The organism is uncultured Sulfitobacter sp., assembly GCF_947497275.1.
Classification (GTDB): Bacteria; Pseudomonadota; Alphaproteobacteria; order Rhodobacterales; family Rhodobacteraceae; genus Sulfitobacter.
The window spans coordinates 1-20057 of sequence record NZ_CANMFS010000005.1 but is presented as its reverse complement, the minus strand read 5'-3'; the positions used below and the strand labels follow the sequence as shown (position 1 = coordinate 20057).

General features: G+C 60.2%; 19 protein-coding genes and 2 pseudogenes. 14 read left to right on the top strand and 7 right to left on the bottom strand.

Features of this window, described 5'->3' with window-relative positions; all coding sequences use genetic code 11:
- Positions 1–197 precede the first annotated feature (197 nt).
- Positions 198–359: a hypothetical protein gene (locus Q1A06_RS11555; protein ID WP_299563383.1), complete on the bottom strand. Its 162-nt coding sequence runs from the start codon at positions 357–359 to the stop codon at positions 198–200.
- 250 nt (positions 360–609) lie between these two features.
- Here Q1A06_RS11555 and Q1A06_RS11550 point away from each other — a divergent pair, with 250 nt between their 5' ends.
- Positions 610–1095, top strand: a complete 486-nt coding sequence (locus Q1A06_RS11550) for a copper chaperone PCu(A)C (RefSeq protein ID WP_299563380.1) — start codon at positions 610–612, stop codon at positions 1093–1095.
- 50 nt (positions 1096–1145) lie between these two features.
- On the opposite strand, the gene Q1A06_RS11545 is transcribed toward Q1A06_RS11550, so the two are convergent.
- Positions 1146–1580 (bottom strand): MarR family transcriptional regulator, encoded by a 435-nt coding sequence (locus tag Q1A06_RS11545; RefSeq protein ID WP_299563377.1) that lies wholly within the window; start codon positions 1578–1580, stop codon positions 1146–1148.
- A 139-nt stretch (positions 1581–1719) separates the two neighbouring features.
- Between Q1A06_RS11545 and hmgA the strand changes: the two genes are divergently transcribed.
- The 5 genes from hmgA (at position 1720) to Q1A06_RS11520 (ending at position 7284) form a co-directional block, all read left to right on the top strand.
- The gene (gene hmgA, locus Q1A06_RS11540) at positions 1720–3012 is read left to right on the top strand and encodes a homogentisate 1,2-dioxygenase (RefSeq protein WP_299564248.1); all 1293 of its coding nucleotides are present in this window, start codon (positions 1720–1722) and stop codon (positions 3010–3012) included.
- 182 nt (positions 3013–3194) lie between these two features.
- Positions 3195–4448 (top strand): fumarylacetoacetase, encoded by a 1254-nt coding sequence (fahA, locus tag Q1A06_RS11535; protein ID WP_299563374.1) that lies wholly within the window; start codon positions 3195–3197, stop codon positions 4446–4448.
- A 49-nt stretch (positions 4449–4497) separates the two neighbouring features.
- A complete protein-coding gene (locus Q1A06_RS11530; RefSeq protein ID WP_299563371.1) occupies positions 4498–5448 on the top strand; it encodes an MBL fold metallo-hydrolase in 951 nt (316 codons plus the stop codon).
- 33 nt (positions 5449–5481) lie between these two features.
- Complete coding sequence (locus Q1A06_RS11525; RefSeq protein WP_299563368.1) at positions 5482–7101, top strand: FAD-dependent oxidoreductase; 1620 nt, start codon at positions 5482–5484, stop codon at positions 7099–7101.
- 3 nt (positions 7102–7104) lie between these two features.
- Complete coding sequence (locus Q1A06_RS11520; RefSeq protein WP_299563365.1) at positions 7105–7284, top strand: DUF2783 domain-containing protein; 180 nt, start codon at positions 7105–7107, stop codon at positions 7282–7284.
- Positions 7285–7294: 10 nt separating this feature from the next.
- On the opposite strand, the gene Q1A06_RS11515 is transcribed toward Q1A06_RS11520, so the two are convergent.
- A complete protein-coding gene (locus Q1A06_RS11515; protein ID WP_299563362.1) occupies positions 7295–8674 on the bottom strand; it encodes an aspartate aminotransferase family protein in 1380 nt (459 codons plus the stop codon).
- Positions 8675–8844: 170 nt separating this feature from the next.
- Between Q1A06_RS11515 and doeA the strand changes: the two genes are divergently transcribed.
- From doeA to Q1A06_RS11500, 3 genes and pseudogenes are all read left to right on the top strand, one after another.
- Entirely contained in the window at positions 8845–10029 is a 1185-nt protein-coding gene (doeA, locus tag Q1A06_RS11510; protein WP_299563359.1) for an ectoine hydrolase DoeA, read from the top strand.
- On the top strand, positions 10026–11015 hold the full coding sequence (doeB, locus tag Q1A06_RS11505) for a N(2)-acetyl-L-2,4-diaminobutanoate deacetylase DoeB (protein ID WP_299563356.1): 990 nt from the start codon (positions 10026–10028) through the stop codon (positions 11013–11015). The genes doeA and doeB overlap by 4 nt, the downstream gene beginning before the upstream one ends.
- 346 nt (positions 11016–11361) lie before the next feature.
- Positions 11362–11866: pseudogene (locus Q1A06_RS11500) on the top strand (IS3 family transposase); the annotation flags it as partial.
- 27 nt (positions 11867–11893) lie between these two features.
- Here the strand turns inward: Q1A06_RS11500 and Q1A06_RS11495 are convergent.
- Together Q1A06_RS11495 and Q1A06_RS11490 are read right to left on the bottom strand one after the other, a co-directional pair.
- Positions 11894–13039 (bottom strand): alpha-D-ribose 1-methylphosphonate 5-triphosphate diphosphatase, encoded by a 1146-nt coding sequence (locus Q1A06_RS11495; protein ID WP_299563353.1) that lies wholly within the window; start codon positions 13037–13039, stop codon positions 11894–11896.
- A 459-nt stretch (positions 13040–13498) separates the two neighbouring features.
- Positions 13499–13969: an Lrp/AsnC family transcriptional regulator gene (locus Q1A06_RS11490; RefSeq protein WP_299563350.1), complete on the bottom strand. Its 471-nt coding sequence runs from the start codon at positions 13967–13969 to the stop codon at positions 13499–13501.
- 146 nt (positions 13970–14115) lie between these two features.
- Here Q1A06_RS11490 and cysG point away from each other — a divergent pair, with 146 nt between their 5' ends.
- The 5 genes from cysG to Q1A06_RS11465 are packed head-to-tail and all read left to right on the top strand — an operon-like array spanning position 14116 to position 18528.
- Positions 14116–15489 (top strand): siroheme synthase CysG, encoded by a 1374-nt coding sequence (gene cysG, locus Q1A06_RS11485; RefSeq protein WP_299563347.1) that lies wholly within the window; start codon positions 14116–14118, stop codon positions 15487–15489.
- Positions 15489–15788 carry a DUF2849 domain-containing protein gene (locus Q1A06_RS11480; RefSeq protein ID WP_299563343.1) on the top strand — a complete coding sequence of 100 codons (300 nt, stop codon included), beginning with the start codon at positions 15489–15491 and terminating at the stop codon, positions 15786–15788. Before cysG ends, Q1A06_RS11480 begins: the two co-directional genes overlap by 1 nt.
- On the top strand, positions 15781–17430 hold the full coding sequence (locus tag Q1A06_RS11475) for a nitrite/sulfite reductase (RefSeq protein WP_299564246.1): 1650 nt from the start codon (positions 15781–15783) through the stop codon (positions 17428–17430). The genes Q1A06_RS11480 and Q1A06_RS11475 overlap by 8 nt, the downstream gene beginning before the upstream one ends.
- A complete protein-coding gene (locus Q1A06_RS11470; RefSeq protein ID WP_299563341.1) occupies positions 17414–18127 on the top strand; it encodes a phosphoadenylyl-sulfate reductase in 714 nt (237 codons plus the stop codon). The genes Q1A06_RS11475 and Q1A06_RS11470 overlap by 17 nt, the downstream gene beginning before the upstream one ends.
- Entirely contained in the window at positions 18124–18528 is a 405-nt protein-coding gene (locus tag Q1A06_RS11465) for a DUF934 domain-containing protein (RefSeq protein WP_299563338.1), read from the top strand. Before Q1A06_RS11470 ends, Q1A06_RS11465 begins: the two co-directional genes overlap by 4 nt.
- 460 nt (positions 18529–18988) lie before the next feature.
- On the opposite strand, the gene Q1A06_RS11460 is transcribed toward Q1A06_RS11465, so the two are convergent.
- Together Q1A06_RS11460 and Q1A06_RS11455 are read right to left on the bottom strand one after the other, a co-directional pair.
- Complete coding sequence (locus Q1A06_RS11460; RefSeq protein ID WP_299563335.1) at positions 18989–19294, bottom strand: transposase; 306 nt, start codon at positions 19292–19294, stop codon at positions 18989–18991.
- A 165-nt stretch (positions 19295–19459) separates the two neighbouring features.
- Positions 19460–19706: pseudogene (locus Q1A06_RS11455) on the bottom strand (integrase core domain-containing protein); the annotation flags it as partial.
- Between the last annotated feature and the right edge of the window lie 351 nt (positions 19707–20057).

The following is a 20057-nucleotide window of genomic DNA, read 5'->3' as shown; positions in this document are numbered from 1 at the left end:
AACCCCGCACGCCACCGTGAGATGCGGGGGCGGTCCTTCGACTTACCTCGGAGGCTTCTGCCCCGATGCCTGCCCCCGGCGTCGGGGCAGCTTTTTTGATCACCCGGGCACATTCTTGGCCGGACCAATGCGCCGCAGCGGGCGGCACTGGTACAGGTCCGCAAAAGGTTCTATTGTCACCGGCAATGCGGATGCAATCAAATACGTTGCGGACGGTCCTTGTCGGGTTGATCCTGTTTGCGCTGGCGGCCTTGCCGTTCGCGCACCGCGCGGATGCCGGCCCGCAAAACCCTGAATACTCCGCGTTCCTCGCGGTTGGCGGCACCCTTGCCGACATATGCGGGGATAACGGGACGCATCGGGGGGCCGCCGGATGCGAAGCGTGTCGCGTTATCGGTGCGACCCTGCTTCCTCCGGCCATCTCCATATTACGCGAGGAAGGTACCAGCCGTTCCCGGCCGGTTCGCCCCTGCGCGCGCAGGGCAGCCTTGCCGCGCGTATTGCCAGGCCCGCCACCCGCACGCGCACCGCCAGCCGGATGATGTAGTTTACCGTTTACATCACAACCCTGCGGCGCAGATGCGGCCGCCTACTTATACTGGACCTCAAATGAAAACCCTTCGTATCGCCGCACTTGCGGCACTTCTCGGCACGACCGCTGCTTTTGCGCATGACTATACCGTGGGCAGCATCACCATCGCGCATCCAATGGCCTTCGAAACTGCCAAGAGCGCCAGCGTCGGCGGCGGCTATATGACGTTGACCAACTCGGGCGACACCCCCGATACACTGCGCGATATCCGGTCCGACACGGTGCCGATGATCCAACTGCACAAATCCGAAACCGACGCCAACGGCGTGGCACGCATGTTCCACCTCGAAGACGGGATTCCCCTGCCCGCAGGTGAAACCGTCACGCTCGAGCCGGGCGGCCTGCACGTGATGTTCATGGGGCTCGATGGTGATCCCCTGGAAGACGGCGAAGAGGTCAAAGCGACCCTCGTGTTCGAGAACGCAGGCGAGGTCGATGTCATTTTCAACGTCGAACCACGCCGGGGCGGCATGGACCACTCCAACCACTCAAAGTCGGATTGATAACCATCCCCGTGCCGCCTGTCCGTCGGGCGGCACGGAACCACGAATGGTCAGAGCCGAGCGATCTTGTGCAGGCAGCGACCCAGTATTTCGCGCTCCTGCGGCGTAAATTGTGCCGACAGTGACGCGTCATAACTGCGCGCGGCCTCGTACAGCTCCCGATAGACGATCCCGCCTTGTCTGGTCAGGCACAGCTCCTCTACCCGGCGGTCCGTTTCCTGTGCCATTCGCGTGAGGTATCGCTTTTGCTCCAATGCATGCACCGCGCGGCTGATCTTTGTCTTGTGAAGAGACGCACGCGCGCAGATCTGCGTGGCAGTCATCGGACCATAGCGGCCCAGATGAAACAAAACCCGCCACTCGGTCCGCAACATGCCATACCGCACGCGATACTGTTTTTGAAATGCGAGACTGGCCGCTTCAGCCGCCTGATTGAGGGCGTAGGGCAGAAAATCGCGCAGATCGAAATCATCGGGGGTCTCCATTCCCGGAAACTAGCTGTTGTTAGTTACAAAACCAACTAATATCCGGGGGGAACGGAACGAGGGAAAGCCGATGAACCACGCACCATCTCCGCACGGCCTGCGCACCGCAAAAAACACCATCGGGATCACCGAAGGCTATATGCCCGGGTTTGGCAACGATTTCGAGACGGAGGCGCTGCCCGGTGCGCTGCCGCAAGGCATGAACTCTCCACAAAAGGTGAACTACGGCCTTTATGGTGAGCAGTTGAGCGGCACGGCTTTTACCGCCCCAAGCCACCAGAATGAGCGGACGTGGTGCTACCGCATCCGCCCATCGGTGAAGCACACCCATCGATTCCAGAAGATCGATCTACCCTATTGGAAATCGGCGCCCCACATTGATCCCGACGTGATCTCGCTGGGGCAGTACCGGTGGGACCCTGTGCCGCACAGCGATACGAAGCTGACATGGCTGACCGGCATGCGCACGATGACCACCGCGGGCGATGCGAACACGCAAGTGGGGATGGCCAGCCATATCTATCTGGTCACAACCTCGATGAAGGATGCCTATTTCTATTCGGCGGATTCAGAATTGCTGGTCGTGCCGCAGGAGGGTCGCCTCCGGTTTGCCACCGAGCTGGGCGTGATCGACATCGAACCGCAGGAAATCGCAATCATCCCTCGCGGTCTGGTCTACCGCGTCGAGATCATCGAAGGGCCCGCGCGCGGCTTTGTCTGTGAAAACTACGGGCAGAAGTTTCACCTGCCCGGCCGTGGCCCGATCGGGGCGAACTGCATGGCCAATCCGCGCGATTTCAAGACACCAGTCGCCGCCTTCGAGGACCGCGATGCGCCCTCGACCGTGACGGTCAAATGGGCGGGCCAGTTTCACGAGACGGAAATCGGGCACAGCCCGCTCGATGTCGTGGCGTGGCATGGCAACTATGCGCCCTGCAAATACGACCTACGGACCTATTGCCCCGTCGGCGCGATCCTGTTCGACCACCCGGATCCGTCGATCTTTACCGTGCTGACCGCCGATAGCGGCGTCGAGGGTACGGCCAACATCGACTTCGTGCTGTTCCGCGACCGCTGGATGGTCGCCGAGGATACGTTCCGCCCGCCATGGTACCACAAGAACGTCATGTCGGAGCTGATGGGCAATATCTTTGGCATCTACGACGCCAAGCCAAAGGGGTTCGTCCCCGGCGGCATGTCACTGCACAACATGATGCTGCCGCACGGACCGGACAAGAATGCGTTCGAGGGCGCATCGAACGCTGAACTCAAGGCCGAAAAGCTGGAGGACACCATGTCGTTCATGTTCGAAACCCGGTTCCCCCAGCACCTCACACGGTTTGCCGCTCAGGAAGCGCCGTTGCAGGATGACTACATCGACTGCTGGACCGATCTGCAAAAGAAATTCGACGGCACGCCAGGCAAGAAATGATGGAAAGCACGCTGATCGTCCTATCGTTTGTATACTTTGCGGCATAAAAATTCTGCGGGATCGCTTCAAGTCGGGCTGATTTCGCGCAAGTTGCCGCTTCGAATTCAAAGAAGACGATGCAGGCCGACGGCTGCGATTGATACAAGGTGGTGCCGCTGAGCCACTCAACTGCAAGGACTGATATGACTCTGATGAAATCATGGGTGGAAAGCGCCAACAGCGCGGACTGTCCCTTCCCGCTCAACAACCTGCCATACGGCGTTTTTGTCACCAACAGCCTTGAGGCCCGGTGCGGCGTCGCCATCGGTGATATGATCCTGGATCTCAGTACCGCCGAAGAAGAGGGGCTGGTGCAACTGGCCGAAGATCCGGTGTTCGACGTGCCCTACTGGAACGATGTGATGGAGCTGGGGCCGGAAGCCTGGGCCATGCTGCGCGCCCGTCTGATTGAATTGCTGGAAGACGGCGCGCCCGAACAGGCCGCAGTGGCGCCCTATCTTGTCGCGATGACGGACGCGCGGATGGAAATGCCCTTCGTCGTCGCGGAGTTCACTGATTTCTATTCGGGCAAGCATCACGCGGTAAACATCGGCACCATGTTTCGCGGCGCGCAGGACGCTCTGCCGTCGAACTGGCTGCACGTTCCGATCGGCTATAATGGACGGGCATCAACGGTGGTGGTGTCGGGCACCGACATCGCCCGGCCCAACGGTCAGACATTGACCACCGGAGCCGATGCGCCTGCCTTCGGCCCCAGCGCACGGCTGGATTTCGAGCTGGAGATGGGTGCCATTGTCGGTTGCGCCTCGGAACTCGGTCAACCGGTCACGGTGGCGCAGGCAGACGAGATGATCTTCGGGTATGTCCTGCTCAACGACTGGTCCGCGCGCGACATTCAGGCATGGGAGTACCAGCCCCTCGGCCCCTTCCAGGCCAAGGCCTTCGCCACGTCCATCAGCCCGTGGATCGTGACCCGCGCCGCGCTAGAGCCGTTTCGCACCGCGACACCGGAGCGCGAGAAAGAGCTGCTGCCCTATCTGCACGAACCCAAACCGATGCTCTATGACATCGAGCTGAGCGTCCTGATGAGAACCAAAGACGCCACGGATACCACGATCTGCCATACCAACTATTCTGAAATGTATTTTTCGGCCCCCCAACAGCTTGCACATCACACCAGTTCAGGATGCGCGATGACACCCGGCGATCTTTTGGGATCCGGCACCATTTCGGGGCCGAAAAAGGACCAGCGCGGCAGCCTGATCGAGCTGTCGTGGGACGGCAAGGAGCCGATCACCCTCGAGGGCGGTGCCACCCGCAGCTTTGTCGAGGACGGGGATACCCTGACACTGCTGGGCGTTGCCAAGGGAGACGGCTTTCAGATCGGGTTTGGTGCCTGCACCGCGACCATCCAACCGGCGGTCAAATTTCCCTGAGCCGCCATCCCACCCATTTGACGAAACCCAACACCAGACAGGACCCACCATGGCCAAAGCATTTGCCTCCCAAGGCGACCTTAGCGAAAAGACAATCACATTCGACGAGATCGGCCGCGATCTGTGGGCGTTCACGGCGGAAGGCGACCCCAATTCGGGCGTGATCATCGGCGAAGACAGCGTGATGATCGTCGAAGCGCAGGCCACCCCGCGTTTGGCGAACAAGGTGATCGAGAAGGTCCGCGACGTGACCGACAAGCCGATCAGCCATGTGGTGCTGACCCATTATCACGCCGTGCGTGTGCTGGGCGCATCGGCCTATGGCGCGAACCAGATCATTATGGGCGAAGCGGCACGCGGCATGGTGATGGAGCGCGGGCAGGAAGACTGGGACAGCGAATTCCAGCGTTTTCCACGCCTGTTCGAAGGCCATGAAAGCATCCCGGGCCTGACGTACCCCACCACCACGTTCAACGACAGGATGACTGTTTATCTCGGCAACCGCCGCGTCGACCTGATGCATCTGGGCCGCGCGCATACGGCGGGCGACATCGTGATCCATGTGCCCGACGAGAACGTCATGTTTACAGGTGATATCGTCGAGGACCATTCGGCCTGCTATTGCGGTGACGGGCATTTCGCAGATTGGGGCACCACGCTCGACGCGATCAAGGCGTATGACGTGAATTCCATCGCTCCGGGCCGGGGGGGCGCGTTGATCGGTCGTGATGCCGTCAATCGCGCCATCGAAAGCACACGCGACTTCGTTGACTCCACCTACGCCCCCGCCGCGCGCGTCGCGGCACAGGGCGGTACGCTGAAACAGGCGTGGGATGCTGTGCGCGCCGCATGTGACCCGAAATTTGCGGACTACGCGATTTACGAGCACTGTCTGCCGTTCAACGTGGCCCGCGCGTTTGATGAGGCGCGCGGCATCGCTCATCCGCGCATCTGGACCGCCGAGCGCGATCTTGAGATGTGGGCAGCCTTGCAAGGCTAGGCATACGCCCCCCCCGGCGCAGGAGGAATCTCGATGGCCAAAGCCCGCTACAAGACCGCCTTCCGGCTGTATCCTTACGCGCGCGTACCGGATCAATCCGCGCGCCCCGTGCGGCATCCCGTCGTGATCGTCGGCGGCGGTCCCGTCGGTCTGGCGCTGGCGCTGGATCTCGGGCTCAAGGGGACCCCTGCCCTCGTGCTTGACGATCACGAGGGAGCGGGCCTTGGAAGCAAGGCGATCTGCTTTGCCAAGCGCACCCTCGATATCGCGCACCGTCTGGGCGCGGGACAGGCGATGGTCGACAAGGGCGTAGTCTGGAATGTCGGGAAGGTGTTTCACGGGGATCACAAGGTTTTCGACTTCAATCTTCAACCAGAGTCGGGCCACCGCAATCCCGCGTTCATCAATCTGCAACAACCCTACTTTGAGAAGTATTTGGTCGATGCCATCCGGCAGGCGCAGGCCGCTGGCGCGCCGATCGAGATACGCGGCCTCAACTGTGTGACCGCAATTGCGCGGCATGACAGCCATACCACCCTCACCGTCGAAACGCCTGACGGGCCCTACGAGGTCGAGGCACAATATCTGATTGCCTGCGACGGCGCGCGGTCAAACTTGCGCGATATGATGGGGCTGAGCTTTGACGGGCGCGTGTTCGAGGACAACTTTCTGATCGCGGACGTCCGGATGAAAGCCGACTTCCCGACCGAACGCTGGTTCTGGTTCGAGCCGCCGTTCAAGAACAGCGGCCAGTCCGCCCTGCTGCACAAACAGCCCGACGACATCTGGCGAATCGATTTTCAGCTTGGCTGGGACATCAACCGTGAAAAAGAGCTTGACCCCGACCGCATCCGCGCCCGCGTCGATGCAATGCTGTCGTCGCAGGCCGGTCACGTTCCCGACTACGAACTGGAGTGGACCTCGATCTATACCTTCCAGTGCCGCCGGATGCAGAAATTCCGCCACGGCAATGTATTTTTCGCAGGCGACAGCGCGCATCAGGTCTCGCCGTTCGGCGCGCGTGGCGCGAATTCAGGGGTGCAGGACGCAGAAAATCTGGCTTGGAAGCTAAATCTGGTACTTAACAGGCTGGCCGACGATGCGCTGTTGGATACCTACGCGACAGAGCGCGAGCATGCTGCCGATGAAAATATCCTCAATTCGTCCCGTGCGACCGATTTTATGACGCCCAAAACCGAGATCAGCAGGATTTTCCGTAACGCGGTGCTTGATCTTGCTGATGCCCACCCCTTTGCCCGCCCTTTGGTGAACTCCGGTCGGTTGTCGGTGCCGTGCAGCTACGACGGGTTTGCGCCGTTCGGCGAAGACGCGCTGCGCGGTCCCGATGCCACCCGCCCGGGGGCAACCTGCGCGGATGCGCCTGTCGGGGACGGGTTTCTGCTCGATCTGTTGGACGGCGGGTTTCATGTGCTCGGCTTGGGATGCGAGGCGACGGACGTGGTCGCCCAGGGGCTCACGGCCAAAGCGGTGACCATCGCCGAAGTCAGTGAGGCGCTCAGATCACGGTATCTGGGGGAGGCAGCGCAGGCGGTCTATCTCATCCGCCCCGACCAGCACATCGTTGCCCGCTGGCCCACCTATGATGCAAGGACCGTGGCCCGCGCGATGCAGACTTCAATCGGAAAGGCCTGATCCATGTTGACACTGACCCCGAACATCTCTGATCCCGATGGCTTTTACACCGAACTGGTCCGCGCCCATGAAGGATTGTCGAAAGAACAAAGCGACGCGTTCAACGCGCGCCTGATCCTGATCCTTGCCAATCACATCGGGGACCGCGACGTGCTCAGCGCCGCTCTGAAAGCGGCGCAGTGAGCGATCCGGCCTAACCGAGAATATCGGCAATCGCCGATTTGGTCACATCCACGACCTGATCCGCTTCCTCGCGGGTCAGCGAGAAGGGTGGCGCGAAGCCTACGATGTCGCCCTGTGGCATTGCCCGCGCGATTACGCCCCGTTCCAGCATGGCGCCCACGATCCGCGGTCCGATCGTCTCGGCCGCGTCAAAGTACACGCGTCCCTCGCGTTCGCGCACAAATTCGACCGCGGACAACATGCCTTCGCCTCGAATCTCTCCCACGTTGGGGTGATCGCCCAGCGCCTTTTTCATCGCGGCGTTGAGGTGTGCGCCGACGTCGCCCGCGTTGCTGACCAGATCGAGGCTGTCCAGCAGCTTGAGGTTTGCAACACCCGCCGCCGCCCCGATGGGGTGCGCGGAATAGGTCCAGCCGTGGCCAATCGGTCCAAACTGGTCCGTGCCGCGCTCCAGCACATCCCACATCCGGTCGGATACGATGGACCCCGACAACGGCGCGTAGGCCGAAGTGAGACCTTTGGCGATGGTGATCAGATCGGGCTTCAGCCCGTAGTGGTCCGATCCCATCATCGTACCCAATCGCCCGAACCCGGTGACGACCTCATCCGCGATCAACAGGATGTCGTGCTTGTCCAGCACCGCCTGTATCGCCGCCCAATATCCCGCCGGCGGCGGCACGATACCGCCGGTGCCAAGGACCGGCTCTCCGATAAACGCAGCGATGGTGTCCGCCCCTTCGCGCGCGATCAGCGATTCCAGCTCATCGGCGCAGTGGGCCACGAAATCCGCCTCGCTCATCGACAGATCGTCGCGGCGGAAATAGTAGGGGGCGGTCGTGTGCACGACCTGGCTCAGCGGCAGGTCGAATTTATTGTGGAACAGCGTGAGACCGGTCAGTGACCCCGTCATCAGACCGGATCCGTGATACCCGCGCCAGCGCGAGATGATCTTTTTCTTCTTCGGGCGGCCAAGGATGTTGTTGTAGTACCAGACCAGCTTGATGTTCGTCTCGTTCGCGTCCGATCCGCTCATCCCGTAGTAGACATGGTTCATGCCCTCTGGCGCACGCTCGGCGATCATCCGCGACAGGGTGATCGAGGCTTCGGTGCCGTGACCCACGTAGGAATGGTAATATGCCAGTTCATGGGCCTGCGCCGCAATTGCCTCTGCGATCTCGGTCCGACCGTAGCCAACGTTCACGCAGTAAAGCCCCGCGAAAGCGTCCAGCGACGTACGACCTTCCCGGTCGGTGATGTGCACGCCTTCCGCTCCGGTGATGATCCGGTTTCCCATCTCGCGGCGCGCGAATTGTGCCAGATGTGTCGACGGGTGGAAAAAGTGATCGTGGTCCCACTGGCTGAGTTGATCGTTCGTCAGTTGCTTGTTCATGGCAGCGTCCTTTCTCTGCGTCTCGACACGATGGACAATTCGGTTCTATCGTGCACCGCACCGGCGCGGGGTCCTCCATCAGGCGAGGGAGGCTTCATGTCAATGCACTCCATTATTGCGCGCGGTTCAACCGGTCTCGCGCAAATAACTTCATCCGAAGGGCTGCGCACGTGACCACATACGAAAAAAACTTTACCACCGCCGAATACCAGCGCCGCATCGACAAGACACGCACCGCCATGACGGCCCAAGGACTGGACACCATCATAGTGTGCGACCCTTCCAATATGTCATGGCTAACCGGCTACGACGGCTGGTCTTTCTATGTGTATCAGGCAGTCATTCTGACACAGGAGGGCGAGCCCGTATGGTGGGGCCGGGCCATGGATGCGCAGGGTGCCCGGCGCACCGTGTTCATGGACGATCCCGACAGCATTCGCGGCTACGACGACACCTTCGTCCAAAACCCGCAAAAGCACCCGATGCGGGAATTGGCGAAACTGCTCGGCGAACTGGGGCAGGACGCAGGCCGGATCGGTGTGGAGATGGACAACTACTATTACTCCGCCGCCGCACACCAGAGCCTGATCGCGGGCCTGCCATCCGCACAGATCAGCGATGCGACCGGGTTGGTCAACTGGCAGCGCGCGGTCAAATCCGAGCGCGAGATCGAATACATGCGCCGTGCCGCGCGAATTGTTGAGGCGATGCACACGCGCATTTTCGAACTTGCGGAACCGGGGATGCGCAAAAACGATCTGATTGCGGAGATCTTTGCGACCGGGATCAAGGGCGCCTACGGGTTCTGGGGAGATTACCCGGCCATCGTGCCGATGGCGCCTTCGGGCCTCGATGCAACCGCGCCGCATCTGACATGGGACGACCGCCCGCTGGAAACCGGCGAGGCGACGTTCTTCGAGATCGCGGGCGCACACCGGCGGTACCAATGCCCGCAGTCGCGCACCCTTTTTCTGGGCGAGGTACCGCAGAAATTCCGCGATGCGGAGTCTGCCGTACTCGATGCCATCGACGCGGGACTTGAACAGGCCAGACCCGGCAACCAGGCGCAGGACATCGCCAACGCTTTCAACGCCACGCTCAACAAGGCCGGTTTCGAAAAGGACAGCCGCTGCGGCTATGCCATCGGCATCAGCTATCCGCCCGACTGGGGTGAACGGACCATTTCGTTCCGGCGCGGCGACACAACCGTGCTCGAACCGGGCATGACCTTCCATTTCATGCCCGCACTCTGGCTTGAAGACGGCGGGTTGGAGATTACCGAACCGATCCTGATCACCGAAGACGGCGTTGAATGCCTGTGCGAAACACCGCGCGAATTATGGGTGAAACCATGAGCGATACGTCCATCACGCCTACGATCCCACTCGATGCCGATGGCAGCCACCACGGCTTCCTCAAACTTCCCTACAGCCGGAACGACAGCGCATGGGGATCTGTTATGGTACCGATCACGGTCATCGCCAACGGCGCCGGTCCCACGGCCTTGCTGACCGGTGCGAACCACGGTGATGAATACGAGGGGCCGGTGGCGTTGCAGGAGCTTGCCGCGACGCTGACGCCCGAAGAGATCACCGGCAGGGTCATCATCCTGCCGATGATGAACCAACCTGCCTTTGCCGCAGGCACGCGGTGCTCTCCCATCGACGGGGCCAATATGAACCGCAGCTTTCCCGGCCGCCCCGACGGCACCGTGACACAAAAGCTGTGCCACTACATCGCGACGCGTCTTGTGCCCCACGCCGACATCGTGCTGGACTTCCACTCAGGCGGCAGCACGCTGGATTTCCTGCCTTTCGCCGCAGCCCACGTGCTTGACGACAAGAAGCAGGAGAGCGCCTGCATGGCTGCGATGCATGCCTTCGGCGCGCCCTATTCCGTGCGGATGTTGGAAATAGACAACGTCGGCATGTTCGATACCGAGGTGGAAAATCAGGGCAAGGTGTTCGTGACAACCGAGTTGGGCGGCGCGGGTATGTCGAGCGCGCGCACCGTCGCCATCGCGCGGCAGGGCATCCGCAATCTGCTGACCCATGCAGGCATCCTGCAAGGGACCCTCCAGAAAAATCCGACCGTGGAATTGGACATGCCGGACGCACGCTGCTTCATGTTTGCCGAATATCCCGGTTTGATCGAATACCTTGTCGATCTGGGAGAGCCGGTTGTACAGGGGCAGCCGCTTGCCCGCATATGGGCCGCCGATCGGACGGGCGTACCGCCTCAGGTTTGCCAAGCCACACGCGACGGAATCTTCACCGCCCGCCATATTCCCGGTCTGATCAAGATGGGGGATTTCATCAGCCTGATCGCGGTCAAGGTTTAAGCTTGGACCTGCGCGAAAAGGCGGCGCGGCGCCCGGGCGCCCGCGCGAACATACGCCCCTGCCCCGAAGGTAAGCAAGTCGGTGCACCCCCAGAACGCGTCGAGAGTTTCCCGTGGTCAAAACCTGCCGTACGGTGATTTCTCACGCCTCGCGTCCCAGATTGTTACCGTGCAGGACGTAACCCTGCACCATACCGCACGGCGACATGCCGACAGGAGAAACTCATCGAACATGCATCCGGAGTTCGGGATCGCCTTGAGCGCGCTGTACGCGCCGCGTCCTTTTGCATCATGTGCTATGGTTTTTTGGCGGTTTAAGCTCAGGACCCATTAATTTCCTTGAGGGTGATACTGTGATGTTGGCGCATGTCCCCGAACAGCACCGCCTGAGCCTGCAAAGCTATGGCCGCTCCCGCATGACCGAAGAATTGCACGAACCGAGGTTGCAATTGGGGCAACGGCGCGTTGGTGGTTTGATGAGCGAAGATGGCATCACGATCATCAGGACCCGGACATACAACGCCACAACGGACAGCAACCTTGCGTTCAACATCGCTCCAAAGTTGCTGTATCTGGCCGTCACCCTCGATCTGTAGCCCTGCCGCGTCATCGGTCGGGCCCTCTCTCGTGACAATGCTTTGTCGGCAGTGGATGAGCGGGAAAGGCATCTGCCACAACACTTCCGTGGGTAAGATGTTCTTCAAATCACTCAAGGCAGAGCTGATTTGGTGAACCCGTCGGGAAACCAGACGTCATGCAGAACGAGCGATATTTCAGTATATTAATCGGGTCTACAACCCACGCCGCCGGCGCTTGTCGTCAGATGGCAATAGCCCCTTGGCCTTCGAATGAAAGGCAGAAACAGCAATTCGCGGGGCGTCAGAAAACACGTCGCCCCGCGCACCACGTTTCGCGCAAGACGGGGATGCCGTCCCAGATCGCAAAGCGGATGCAGTCGGCCCGCTTGCCGGGACCGAGCACACCGCGGTCAGCCATACCGGCGACAGCCGCCGGCCGCGCGCTGACCGTGGCGATCGCCTGTGGCAGATCATCCCAAAGCGTCCCCAACTGTACCGCAGCCATAAGCAACCCGGCAGGCACATAATCCGACGACAGAATATCCAGCAAGTCCTCGTGCGCTAATTCGATTGCGGAAACATTGCCCGAATGCGAGGCACCCCGGATCACATTCGGGGCGCCCATGACCGTTGCGATGCCGTGCGCACGGCACGCCTGCGCCGCACCGGTCGTCGTCGGGAATTCAGCGATGCTGACTCCGCAGGCGTGGCTCGCAGCGACCTGATCAGCGGTCGTATCGTCGTGACTTGCGAGTGCAGCCTCCAGCCGCCGGGCCGCCGTGACGGTCGCCGCCTCGTGCCGTGTTCCGTTGCGGGACTGAAGTTCGTAGAGAAACGCGACATAGTCGCGGAATTCCTGATCGCCGAAGGCATACTTGCCGCGGACATAAGCCTCAAACTTTTCAAGGTCGGTAAACTGCCGCTGCCCCGGCGTATGATCCATCATGGATACGATGCCGATCCGATCAGCCGGCGAAAACTCCGCCAGCTCTTCCTCCAGCGTCTCGGAACATAATTCAGCACGCAAATGAATATGGTGGCTGATACGCAGCATCCCCCCAGCCTGGGCGGAGAGGATTTCATCGGCAATCCGGCGGGCGTATCTGCTGTAGCGTCTGCTGTTGCCCGATACGATAGATCCGACCCGGATGGCGTCGAACACCGTCGTAATGCCGTTGCCCGCCAGTTCCCGATCATGGGCGAGGATTGCTGCGCGATGCGGCCAATCCACATTCGGACGCGGGGTAAGATGCCGCTCAAGATTATCGGTGTGCAATTCTATCAGACCGGGTGCCAGATAATCGCCCTGCATATCAAGAGCGCCCGGAGGAATATGCGCACCTTGCGCGACGTCGGTGATCACACCATCGCGAATTGTGATCGACCCGGTAATCGTCTCATCCGTGAGGATGATCCGTGCATTCGCAAGGATCGTTTCGTGGGTCATTGGCTTTAGGTGTCCTTTGGCAGGCAAGATGCGAAATGGTCGGCCAACTGTACCGGGTCGTGTACGCGATACCAGTGGCGCTCTTGCCCCATGCTCGCTTGCGTCAGCATTGAACGCGCTTTTATCACTGATGGCCAGTGGATCGCGTTACACACCAGTCGACGAAAGATCACGCAAGAGTTTTTCTGATGACGATGACCACCGGACCCGTCTGTCAGTAGATCATAAACGCATGGTCTACGCCCGCTTTTCCTGCCCGTCCCGGTGAGGATGTGCACCTAACATTGATCCGCCGGAGCGTTGCGAAGTTCGCACCGCTAGCATTCGAATAGTCGTCCGCCGGTGCAGGCAGTCCTTCGGTCATTTGCAAAAGCGCCTTACCGTTCGCGCGGACGACAGCGGTGCTGCCTTTCGGGCACTTACGCCGCCGTTCTGTATGGCAGACGCCGGACCGGGGTCCTAAATCTCAAGGTCGAGCGATCTTTTCATCGTCTCCATAGACAGGCTCGAAGACACGTCGAAAATCGGGATCCGCGATACGAGATCCTTGTAAAAGCTGTCGAACGCTTCTGTAGAGGCGACCTGCACCTTCAACAGATAATCGGTCGTTCCGGCCAATCGGTGCGCCTCGGTAATCTGCGGCATGTCTGTCACCGCCTTGCGGAAAGTCTCGAGCCACTCGATATCATGCCGGGACGTGCGGATCGTGATGAAGAACGTCTGATCCAGTCCGACCATGCGCGGATCGATGATCGCCGCCTGCCGCAGGATCGTGCCGCTTTCCACGAGTTTCTGCATCCGGTTCCACACGGTTGTGCGTGACAGGCCGACACGTTCGGCGATTCGGTCCAGCGCCCGGGTACAGTCGCGCTGAACTTCGCGCAGTATCTTGCGGTCGTCTTCGTCGACCGAGGGTTTTCCGCTCTGCATGATCAACTCCGACAATCATTCCGTTTGACGCGCGAAATTGGAAATTATTCCAACTCAGCGCTTATGGACCTTGCTGTAGCGGACACTTTCGACCCACGTAAAGGCAGAAAGTGAAAAATGTTCACCAGAATTAAGAGAGTTTCGCCATGCAGTTCTTCCCCGTCTACATGAACACGACCAACAAGCGGATCGTTGTCTCCGGGGCGGGCGCATGTGCGCTTGCGAAAATCCGGCTGTTGATCCGCACCGAAGCGGAGATCTTGGTGTCGGGCGAAATGCCTGACGATGCGCTTTGCAATCTGGACCGGGCTGGGCGTATCACGCTGCTTTCGCGCCCGCTGGAGCCGCGCGATCTGGACGGTGCCCTGCTTCTCTACGCCGCGAACGATGATGCCATACGCGACAGCGATGCCGCGGCGCTGGGTCGGGCGGCGGGCGTTCCCACGCTGATCGTGGACAACACCGAATACAGCGATTTCATCACGCCCGCCATCGTTGATCGCGATCCGGTTACTGTGGCGATCGGCACCGAAGGCGCCGCCCCGGTTCTTGCGCGCAAGATCAAGGCTGACGTAGAGGAAATGCTGCCTGCCTCGATCGGTTCCCTCGCGCGGTTGGGCAAGGCGTTCCGTCCCGTCGTGAAGAAGCTGCCTGCGGGACGGCGGCGGCGGGAATTCTGGTCAAAATTCTATTTCGGGCGGGGGCCGGACGCGCTGGTCGCCGGTGAGCAGGCAGTCGAGCGGGCTTTGCACGGTTTGCTCGACGAGATGAACCGGGACGCATCACAAGCGGGACATGTCACATTCGTCGGTGCGGGCCCGGGCGATCCAGAGCTTCTTACGCTGAAAGCGCGCAAAATGCTGCACGAGGCCGATGTGGTGCTGCACGATGCGTTGGTGCCGCAGCCGATCCTAGATCTGGCGCGCCGCGAAGCGGTTATCGTCGAGGTCGGCAAGACCGGTTTTGGCCCGTCCTGGCGACAGGAAGATATCAACACGCTGCTGGTTGAACATGCCAAAAGCCAAAACGTCGTGCGGTTGAAATCCGGCGACAGCGGCGTTTTCGGTCGGATGGACGAAGAGATAGATGCGCTCGAACTGGCGGGTATCGGTTATTCCGTCGTACCCGGCATCACCTCGGCGGCGGCGGCGGCGGCGACCATCGGAGCGAGCCTGACGCAGCGTGGCCGCAATGCCGCAGTCAGCATATTCAGCGCCCACGACGTCAACGGGTTCTCCGAGCAGGACTGGGCGCGTCTGGCGCTGCCCGGCGCGGTCGCCGGAATCTACATGGGCAAGGCGATGGCGGAAATGCTGCGCGGTCGGCTGCTCATGCACGGAGCGCGCCCGGACACGCCCGTCACCATTGTCGCGCGCGCCTCTCAACCCGGTCAGCAGGTCATACCGGCCAGCCTTCTCACCCTGCCCGACCTGATCAGGGATACCGACGGTCCAGCCATCCTGTTGCTTGGTCTCGCACCGCGCACGGCACAAGCCGAACGTCTTCTGGAGGCGCTGTAATGACAAAAGGGTTCAAGCCGAAAGTCGCAACCGCGAACCACCTGATCGAAGGTGACGTGATCTATTTCACCAGCGAAGGCTGGTCCCGGCGCATCGAAACAGCCGCCGTGGCGCGGACCGCCGAGGATGCGGAGGCGCTGATCGAGCAGGCCGGTCAATGTCCACAGGAAACGGCGGGAGCCTCCCTGATCGACGTAGACTTGTCCACCGGCATACCGCGTCCAGTTCATTTTCGCGAAGTCTTTCGCACACGCGGCCCCTCAAACTATTTCCATGGAAAGCAAGCTGATCATGTATGAGTACACTGATTTCGACGAGGCGTTCCTGCGCGACAGGATCACCGAGTTCCGCAGCCAGATCGCGCGGCGGCTGGACGGGTCGTTGACCGAGGAGGAGTTCAAGCCGCTTCGGCTGATGAACGGGCTGTACCTGCAACTGCACGCCTATATGCTGCGCGTGGCGATCCCTTACGGCACGCTGAACAGCCGCCAGATGAGGCAGCTTGCCGAGATAGCCGAACGGTTTGACAAGGGATATGGCCATTTTACTACACGGCAAAACATCCAGTTCAATTGGCCCAAACTGTCGGACGTGCCCGACATTCTGACCGCGCTGGCGGATGTGGGCATGCACGCGATACAAACCTCGGGCAATTGCATCCGCAATGTGACGGCGGATCATTTCGCAGGCGCGGCGGCGGACGAGGTCGAAGACCCGCGCATCACAGCCGAGATCATCCGACAGTGGTCCACCGATCATCCCGAATTCACGTATCTGCCTCGTAAATTCAAGGTCGCCGTCACTGCCAGCGACACCGACCGTGCCGTCATCCGTTTTCACGACATCGGGCTGCGGCTGCGGCGTCAGGACGGAGAGATCGGCTATGAAGTGGTGATCGGCGGTGGCCTTGGACGGACCCCGATGATCGGCAAGGTCGTGCGGGAATTCTTGCCCAAACGCGATCTGCTGGCCTATCTTGAAGCGATCCTGCGTACCTACAATCTGTCCGGTCGGCGCGATAACAAGTTCAAGGCCCGCATAAAGATCCTCGTCCATGAAACAGGGCTGGAGGATCTGCGCACCCGGATCGAAGCCAACTTCGTGCAGCAAAAGCGCCTTTTGCCCGATCTCGATCCGGTGAAGCTCGCGCAAATCGAGGCGGGATTTCGTCCGCCGGCGTTCGCCGACAAACCGGTTACGCGCACGTTAAGCCCCGCCATGCGCGCCTTCGCCGACATCAATACAGCGCCGCACAAGCGCGCCGATCACGTGATCGTCACCGTCTCGACCAAGGCGGTCGGTTCGACCCCCGGTGATGTCACGTCCGCGCAGATGCGCGTGCTTGCAGATATCGCGCTGCGCTACAGCCATGACGAACTGCGCATCAGCCACGAACAAAACGTGGTGCTGCCGCATGTGCATCGCGCCGATCTGCCCGCGGTCTACGACGCGCTACGGGACGCGGGTTTGGCGACCGCCAATGTAGGGCTGGTGTCCGATATCATCGCGTGCCCCGGCATGGATTACTGCGCGCTGGCGACGGCACGCTCGATCCCGGTCGCCCAAGACATTGCCCGCGCGTTCGCCGACATCGACGCACAACGCGACATCGGACCTCTCAAGATCAAGATCTCCGGCTGCATCAACGCCTGTGGTCATCACCATGTCGGCCATATCGGTATACTGGGGCTGGAGAAATCCGGCGTCGAAAGCTATCAGATCACACTCGGAGGAGACGGCACAGAAGCCGCCGAAATCGGCAGCCGCGCCGGACCGGGCTTTGCCCATGACGAGATCGTGCCAGCCATCGAGCGGTTGATCGTTGCTTATCTCGATCATCGGTTGGACCGCTCCGAAACATTTCTGGAAACCTATCGCCGCCTTGGTGCCGCACCAATGAAAGCGGCGCTTTACGGAGGGGCCCATGACAAAGCAGCCTGAAAACATCACAGCCGCCCGGCTTGACGCGCGCTTTGGCGAGGCCTCGGCCGAAGCCATCCTGGCCGTGGCACTCGACCGGTTCGACGGGCGCATCGCGCTGGTCTCGTCCTTTGGCGCAGAGGCCGCGATCCTTTTGCACATGGTGGCGGAATTTGACCCCGGCCTGCCCGTGATCCTGATGGACACGGAATTGCTGTTCGAAGAAACGCTGACCTATCAGCGCGATCTGGCCACGCTTCTCGGCTTGACGGATGTACGGATCATCCGCCCCGACCCTCAGGTGGATCGCGATCGCGACCTGCACCGGCACGACACCACGGCCTGCTGCCGACTGCGCAAGGTCGAGCCGCTAGAGCGTGCATTGGAAGAGTTCGGAGCGGTCGTCAGCGGCCGGAAACGGTTTCAGTCGACATCGCGGCAAACATTGCGGGCTTTCGAAACCGACCCGGCCGGGCGCGTCAAGGTGAACCCGATGACCGCCTGGTCACCCAATGATTTAGCGCGGTACCGTGAAACGCATGCGTTGCCGCCACATCCGCTGGTCGCGCGCGGCTTCCCATCAATCGGCTGTCAGCCTTGCACGACACCGGTCGCCGACGGAGAGCCGGCACGCGCCGGACGCTGGCGCGACGAGCCGCGCGAGGAATGCGGTATCCACATCACGACGGACGGCAAGATCATGAGGAAAACCGGATGAGCACAGTTGTCGACAAGACCGGATTTGTACCGGACCTGTGGCAGGACAGTCCCCTGCACACCTATGAGGAATTGGGCGACGCAAGCGCCCTTCTGCTGACGGCGGACATGGACCCCGAGCTGATCGGCCCGCATCTGGAGCAATTGTCGTTGATCGTCATTCCTTTCGGCTCCAGCACGGACGGACGCGGGTTTTCGCTGGCCCGCACGCTGCGTGAGATGGGTTTTTCAGGTCATCTGCGGGCGCGCGGTCATATCCTGGTAGACCAGGCCCGCGCCGCTTATCGCTGCGGCTTCGACGATATCGAGATCGAAGATCCGCAGGCCGCGCGCAATCCTGAGGCGCAGTGGCGCTCGGTCTCGCAACGGTTTGATTACCGTAACGATTTGCTTGCAGGTTGATCGTTCCGGTGCGTGGAATGCCCCCATCATTCGCGTCCGCATCGCGCGCGTGATGCGCCTTCAGAACGTGGGTTTGTTACTACCCCAGTCGCTGCAGGTACAATGGCGCTAATCCGGTTTGGTTGTGCGTCCGGACCGGCCTGCCTTCGAATCTTGTGACTGGGCTCCGGGCCAGGCGTTGGTTCGAATTTCCATCCGTTGCGCCGCCTTCAAAACAATAGGTGCATTTGTTAATGGGAAAACAATGCCCGCAACCTGTACAGCAGTATCAGCCAGACGCAGTCTAGTCGGACATTGAAAAATCTGTGCCGATTACTGTGCAGAAGCGCCTCGCGACGAATCTAAACTGTCTGGAATATTACGGTATGGGCTTTATTCGGCGAAAGATGGCTCACGGCCGACCATCCATCGACACTCGGTCTATTTGCAGTGGCACGTGACCTGCTCCACTGGGAGCCCGTTAATGTGGGTCAGCTCTGTTTTGATTTTGGTCTCCCCTAGACCCGTCGGCATATTCTACTGGCGTCGGGCCGGCAAGACTTGCGTGGGGTTGGTGTTGGCTTAAATCGGTGCGCCATGCAGTGATCAATTTACGGGCATGTCGCAAACTGTGGAACAGGTGCTCATTGAAGCATTCATCTCTCATACTTTCCACGAACCCGTTCTGCATTGGCCTGTCTCCTGTCGGGATCATGCTGTGCTTTACCCTGCCAGGCAGCGCGGCGCGATGTAATGCCAATCTGACCTGAGCCCCAGTTTCCTCCATCTTTGCGCGGGGTCCTTGGGGTTAAATCCTTGACCTTAGGCGGCTCTTATCCATCATCTTTCTCTGCATGAATTCCATCGGGGTCAGGTTCCCCAAGGGTGAATGTGGTCTGCGCCAGTTGTAATCCTCCTATCATTCTTCGAGCGTTTTGCGAACGTCGCCCGATGTGTCAAAGAGCGTTTCATTCAAACATTCGTCCCGCAGCTTACCGTTAAAGCTTTCGATAAAGCCGTTCTGCTGGGGTTTTCCAGGTGCGATCTAATGCCAATCGATGCCGGTTTTCTGCACCCACTGGAGTATCGCCATGCTTGTGAATTCAGTAAGAAACGATTGTCTGCAGCATGCCCCGTTCAGCAATTATTCGATTCAACTCACGCGCGATCCGTTGACTAGACAATCGCGTGTCGGCCAGATGTTGCTGCAATGTCGAGACAAAGTCTACGCCTTAACAACCTTTTTATAATATGCGTGTAAACACGTCAGCTTAGTGCTGGATGTCCTGTTTGGTTTTGGGGCAAGCGGCACTGATTGCATGTTCGCTATATCATTCCTCGCAATCTTGATACTGATCCCATCGGTTATGATGGAGTTACCTTTGATCAAGGTCACGCAACATCTTCTAAAACGTTGATATTTGAGTTTGGGCCAGCGGCAGCGAGCTAATTCGCGCTTTGCTAGCATTTATCTGTCTGACGTCAGCGCCTATGGGTCCAAATAGGCCGATTTGATAAGAGAGTGTTCTTGGCTCATCGTAACCACCGAG

What these genes read in the sequence shown, in the direction of transcription:
- Q1A06_RS11555 (WP_299563383.1), bottom strand. Translation starts at nt 359, where the DNA reads ATGCGTCCCGTTATCCCCGCATATGTCGGCAAGGGTGCCGCCAACCGC.
- Q1A06_RS11550 (WP_299563380.1), top strand. Translation starts at nt 610, where the DNA reads ATGAAAACCCTTCGTATCGCCGCACTTGCGGCACTTCTCGGCACGACC.
- Q1A06_RS11545 (WP_299563377.1), bottom strand. Translation starts at nt 1,580, where the DNA reads ATGGAGACCCCCGATGATTTCGATCTGCGCGATTTTCTGCCCTACGCC.
- hmgA (WP_299564248.1), top strand. Translation starts at nt 1,720, where the DNA reads ATGCCCGGGTTTGGCAACGATTTCGAGACGGAGGCGCTGCCCGGTGCG.
- fahA (WP_299563374.1), top strand. Translation starts at nt 3,195, where the DNA reads ATGACTCTGATGAAATCATGGGTGGAAAGCGCCAACAGCGCGGACTGT.
- Q1A06_RS11530 (WP_299563371.1), top strand. Translation starts at nt 4,498, where the DNA reads ATGGCCAAAGCATTTGCCTCCCAAGGCGACCTTAGCGAAAAGACAATC.
- Q1A06_RS11525 (WP_299563368.1), top strand. Translation starts at nt 5,482, where the DNA reads ATGGCCAAAGCCCGCTACAAGACCGCCTTCCGGCTGTATCCTTACGCG.
- Q1A06_RS11520 (WP_299563365.1), top strand. Translation starts at nt 7,105, where the DNA reads ATGTTGACACTGACCCCGAACATCTCTGATCCCGATGGCTTTTACACC.
- Q1A06_RS11515 (WP_299563362.1), bottom strand. Translation starts at nt 8,674, where the DNA reads ATGAACAAGCAACTGACGAACGATCAACTCAGCCAGTGGGACCACGAT.
- doeB (WP_299563356.1), top strand. Translation starts at nt 10,026, where the DNA reads ATGAGCGATACGTCCATCACGCCTACGATCCCACTCGATGCCGATGGC.
- Q1A06_RS11495 (WP_299563353.1), bottom strand. Translation starts at nt 13,039, where the DNA reads ATGACCCACGAAACGATCCTTGCGAATGCACGGATCATCCTCACGGAT.
- Q1A06_RS11490 (WP_299563350.1), bottom strand. Translation starts at nt 13,969, where the DNA reads ATGCAGAGCGGAAAACCCTCGGTCGACGAAGACGACCGCAAGATACTG.
- cysG (WP_299563347.1), top strand. Translation starts at nt 14,116, where the DNA reads ATGCAGTTCTTCCCCGTCTACATGAACACGACCAACAAGCGGATCGTT.
- Q1A06_RS11480 (WP_299563343.1), top strand. Translation starts at nt 15,489, where the DNA reads ATGACAAAAGGGTTCAAGCCGAAAGTCGCAACCGCGAACCACCTGATC.
- Q1A06_RS11475 (WP_299564246.1), top strand. Translation starts at nt 15,781, where the DNA reads ATGTATGAGTACACTGATTTCGACGAGGCGTTCCTGCGCGACAGGATC.
- Q1A06_RS11470 (WP_299563341.1), top strand. Translation starts at nt 17,414, where the DNA reads ATGACAAAGCAGCCTGAAAACATCACAGCCGCCCGGCTTGACGCGCGC.
- Q1A06_RS11465 (WP_299563338.1), top strand. Translation starts at nt 18,124, where the DNA reads ATGAGCACAGTTGTCGACAAGACCGGATTTGTACCGGACCTGTGGCAG.
- Q1A06_RS11460 (WP_299563335.1), bottom strand. Translation starts at nt 19,294, where the DNA reads ATGGAGGAAACTGGGGCTCAGGTCAGATTGGCATTACATCGCGCCGCG.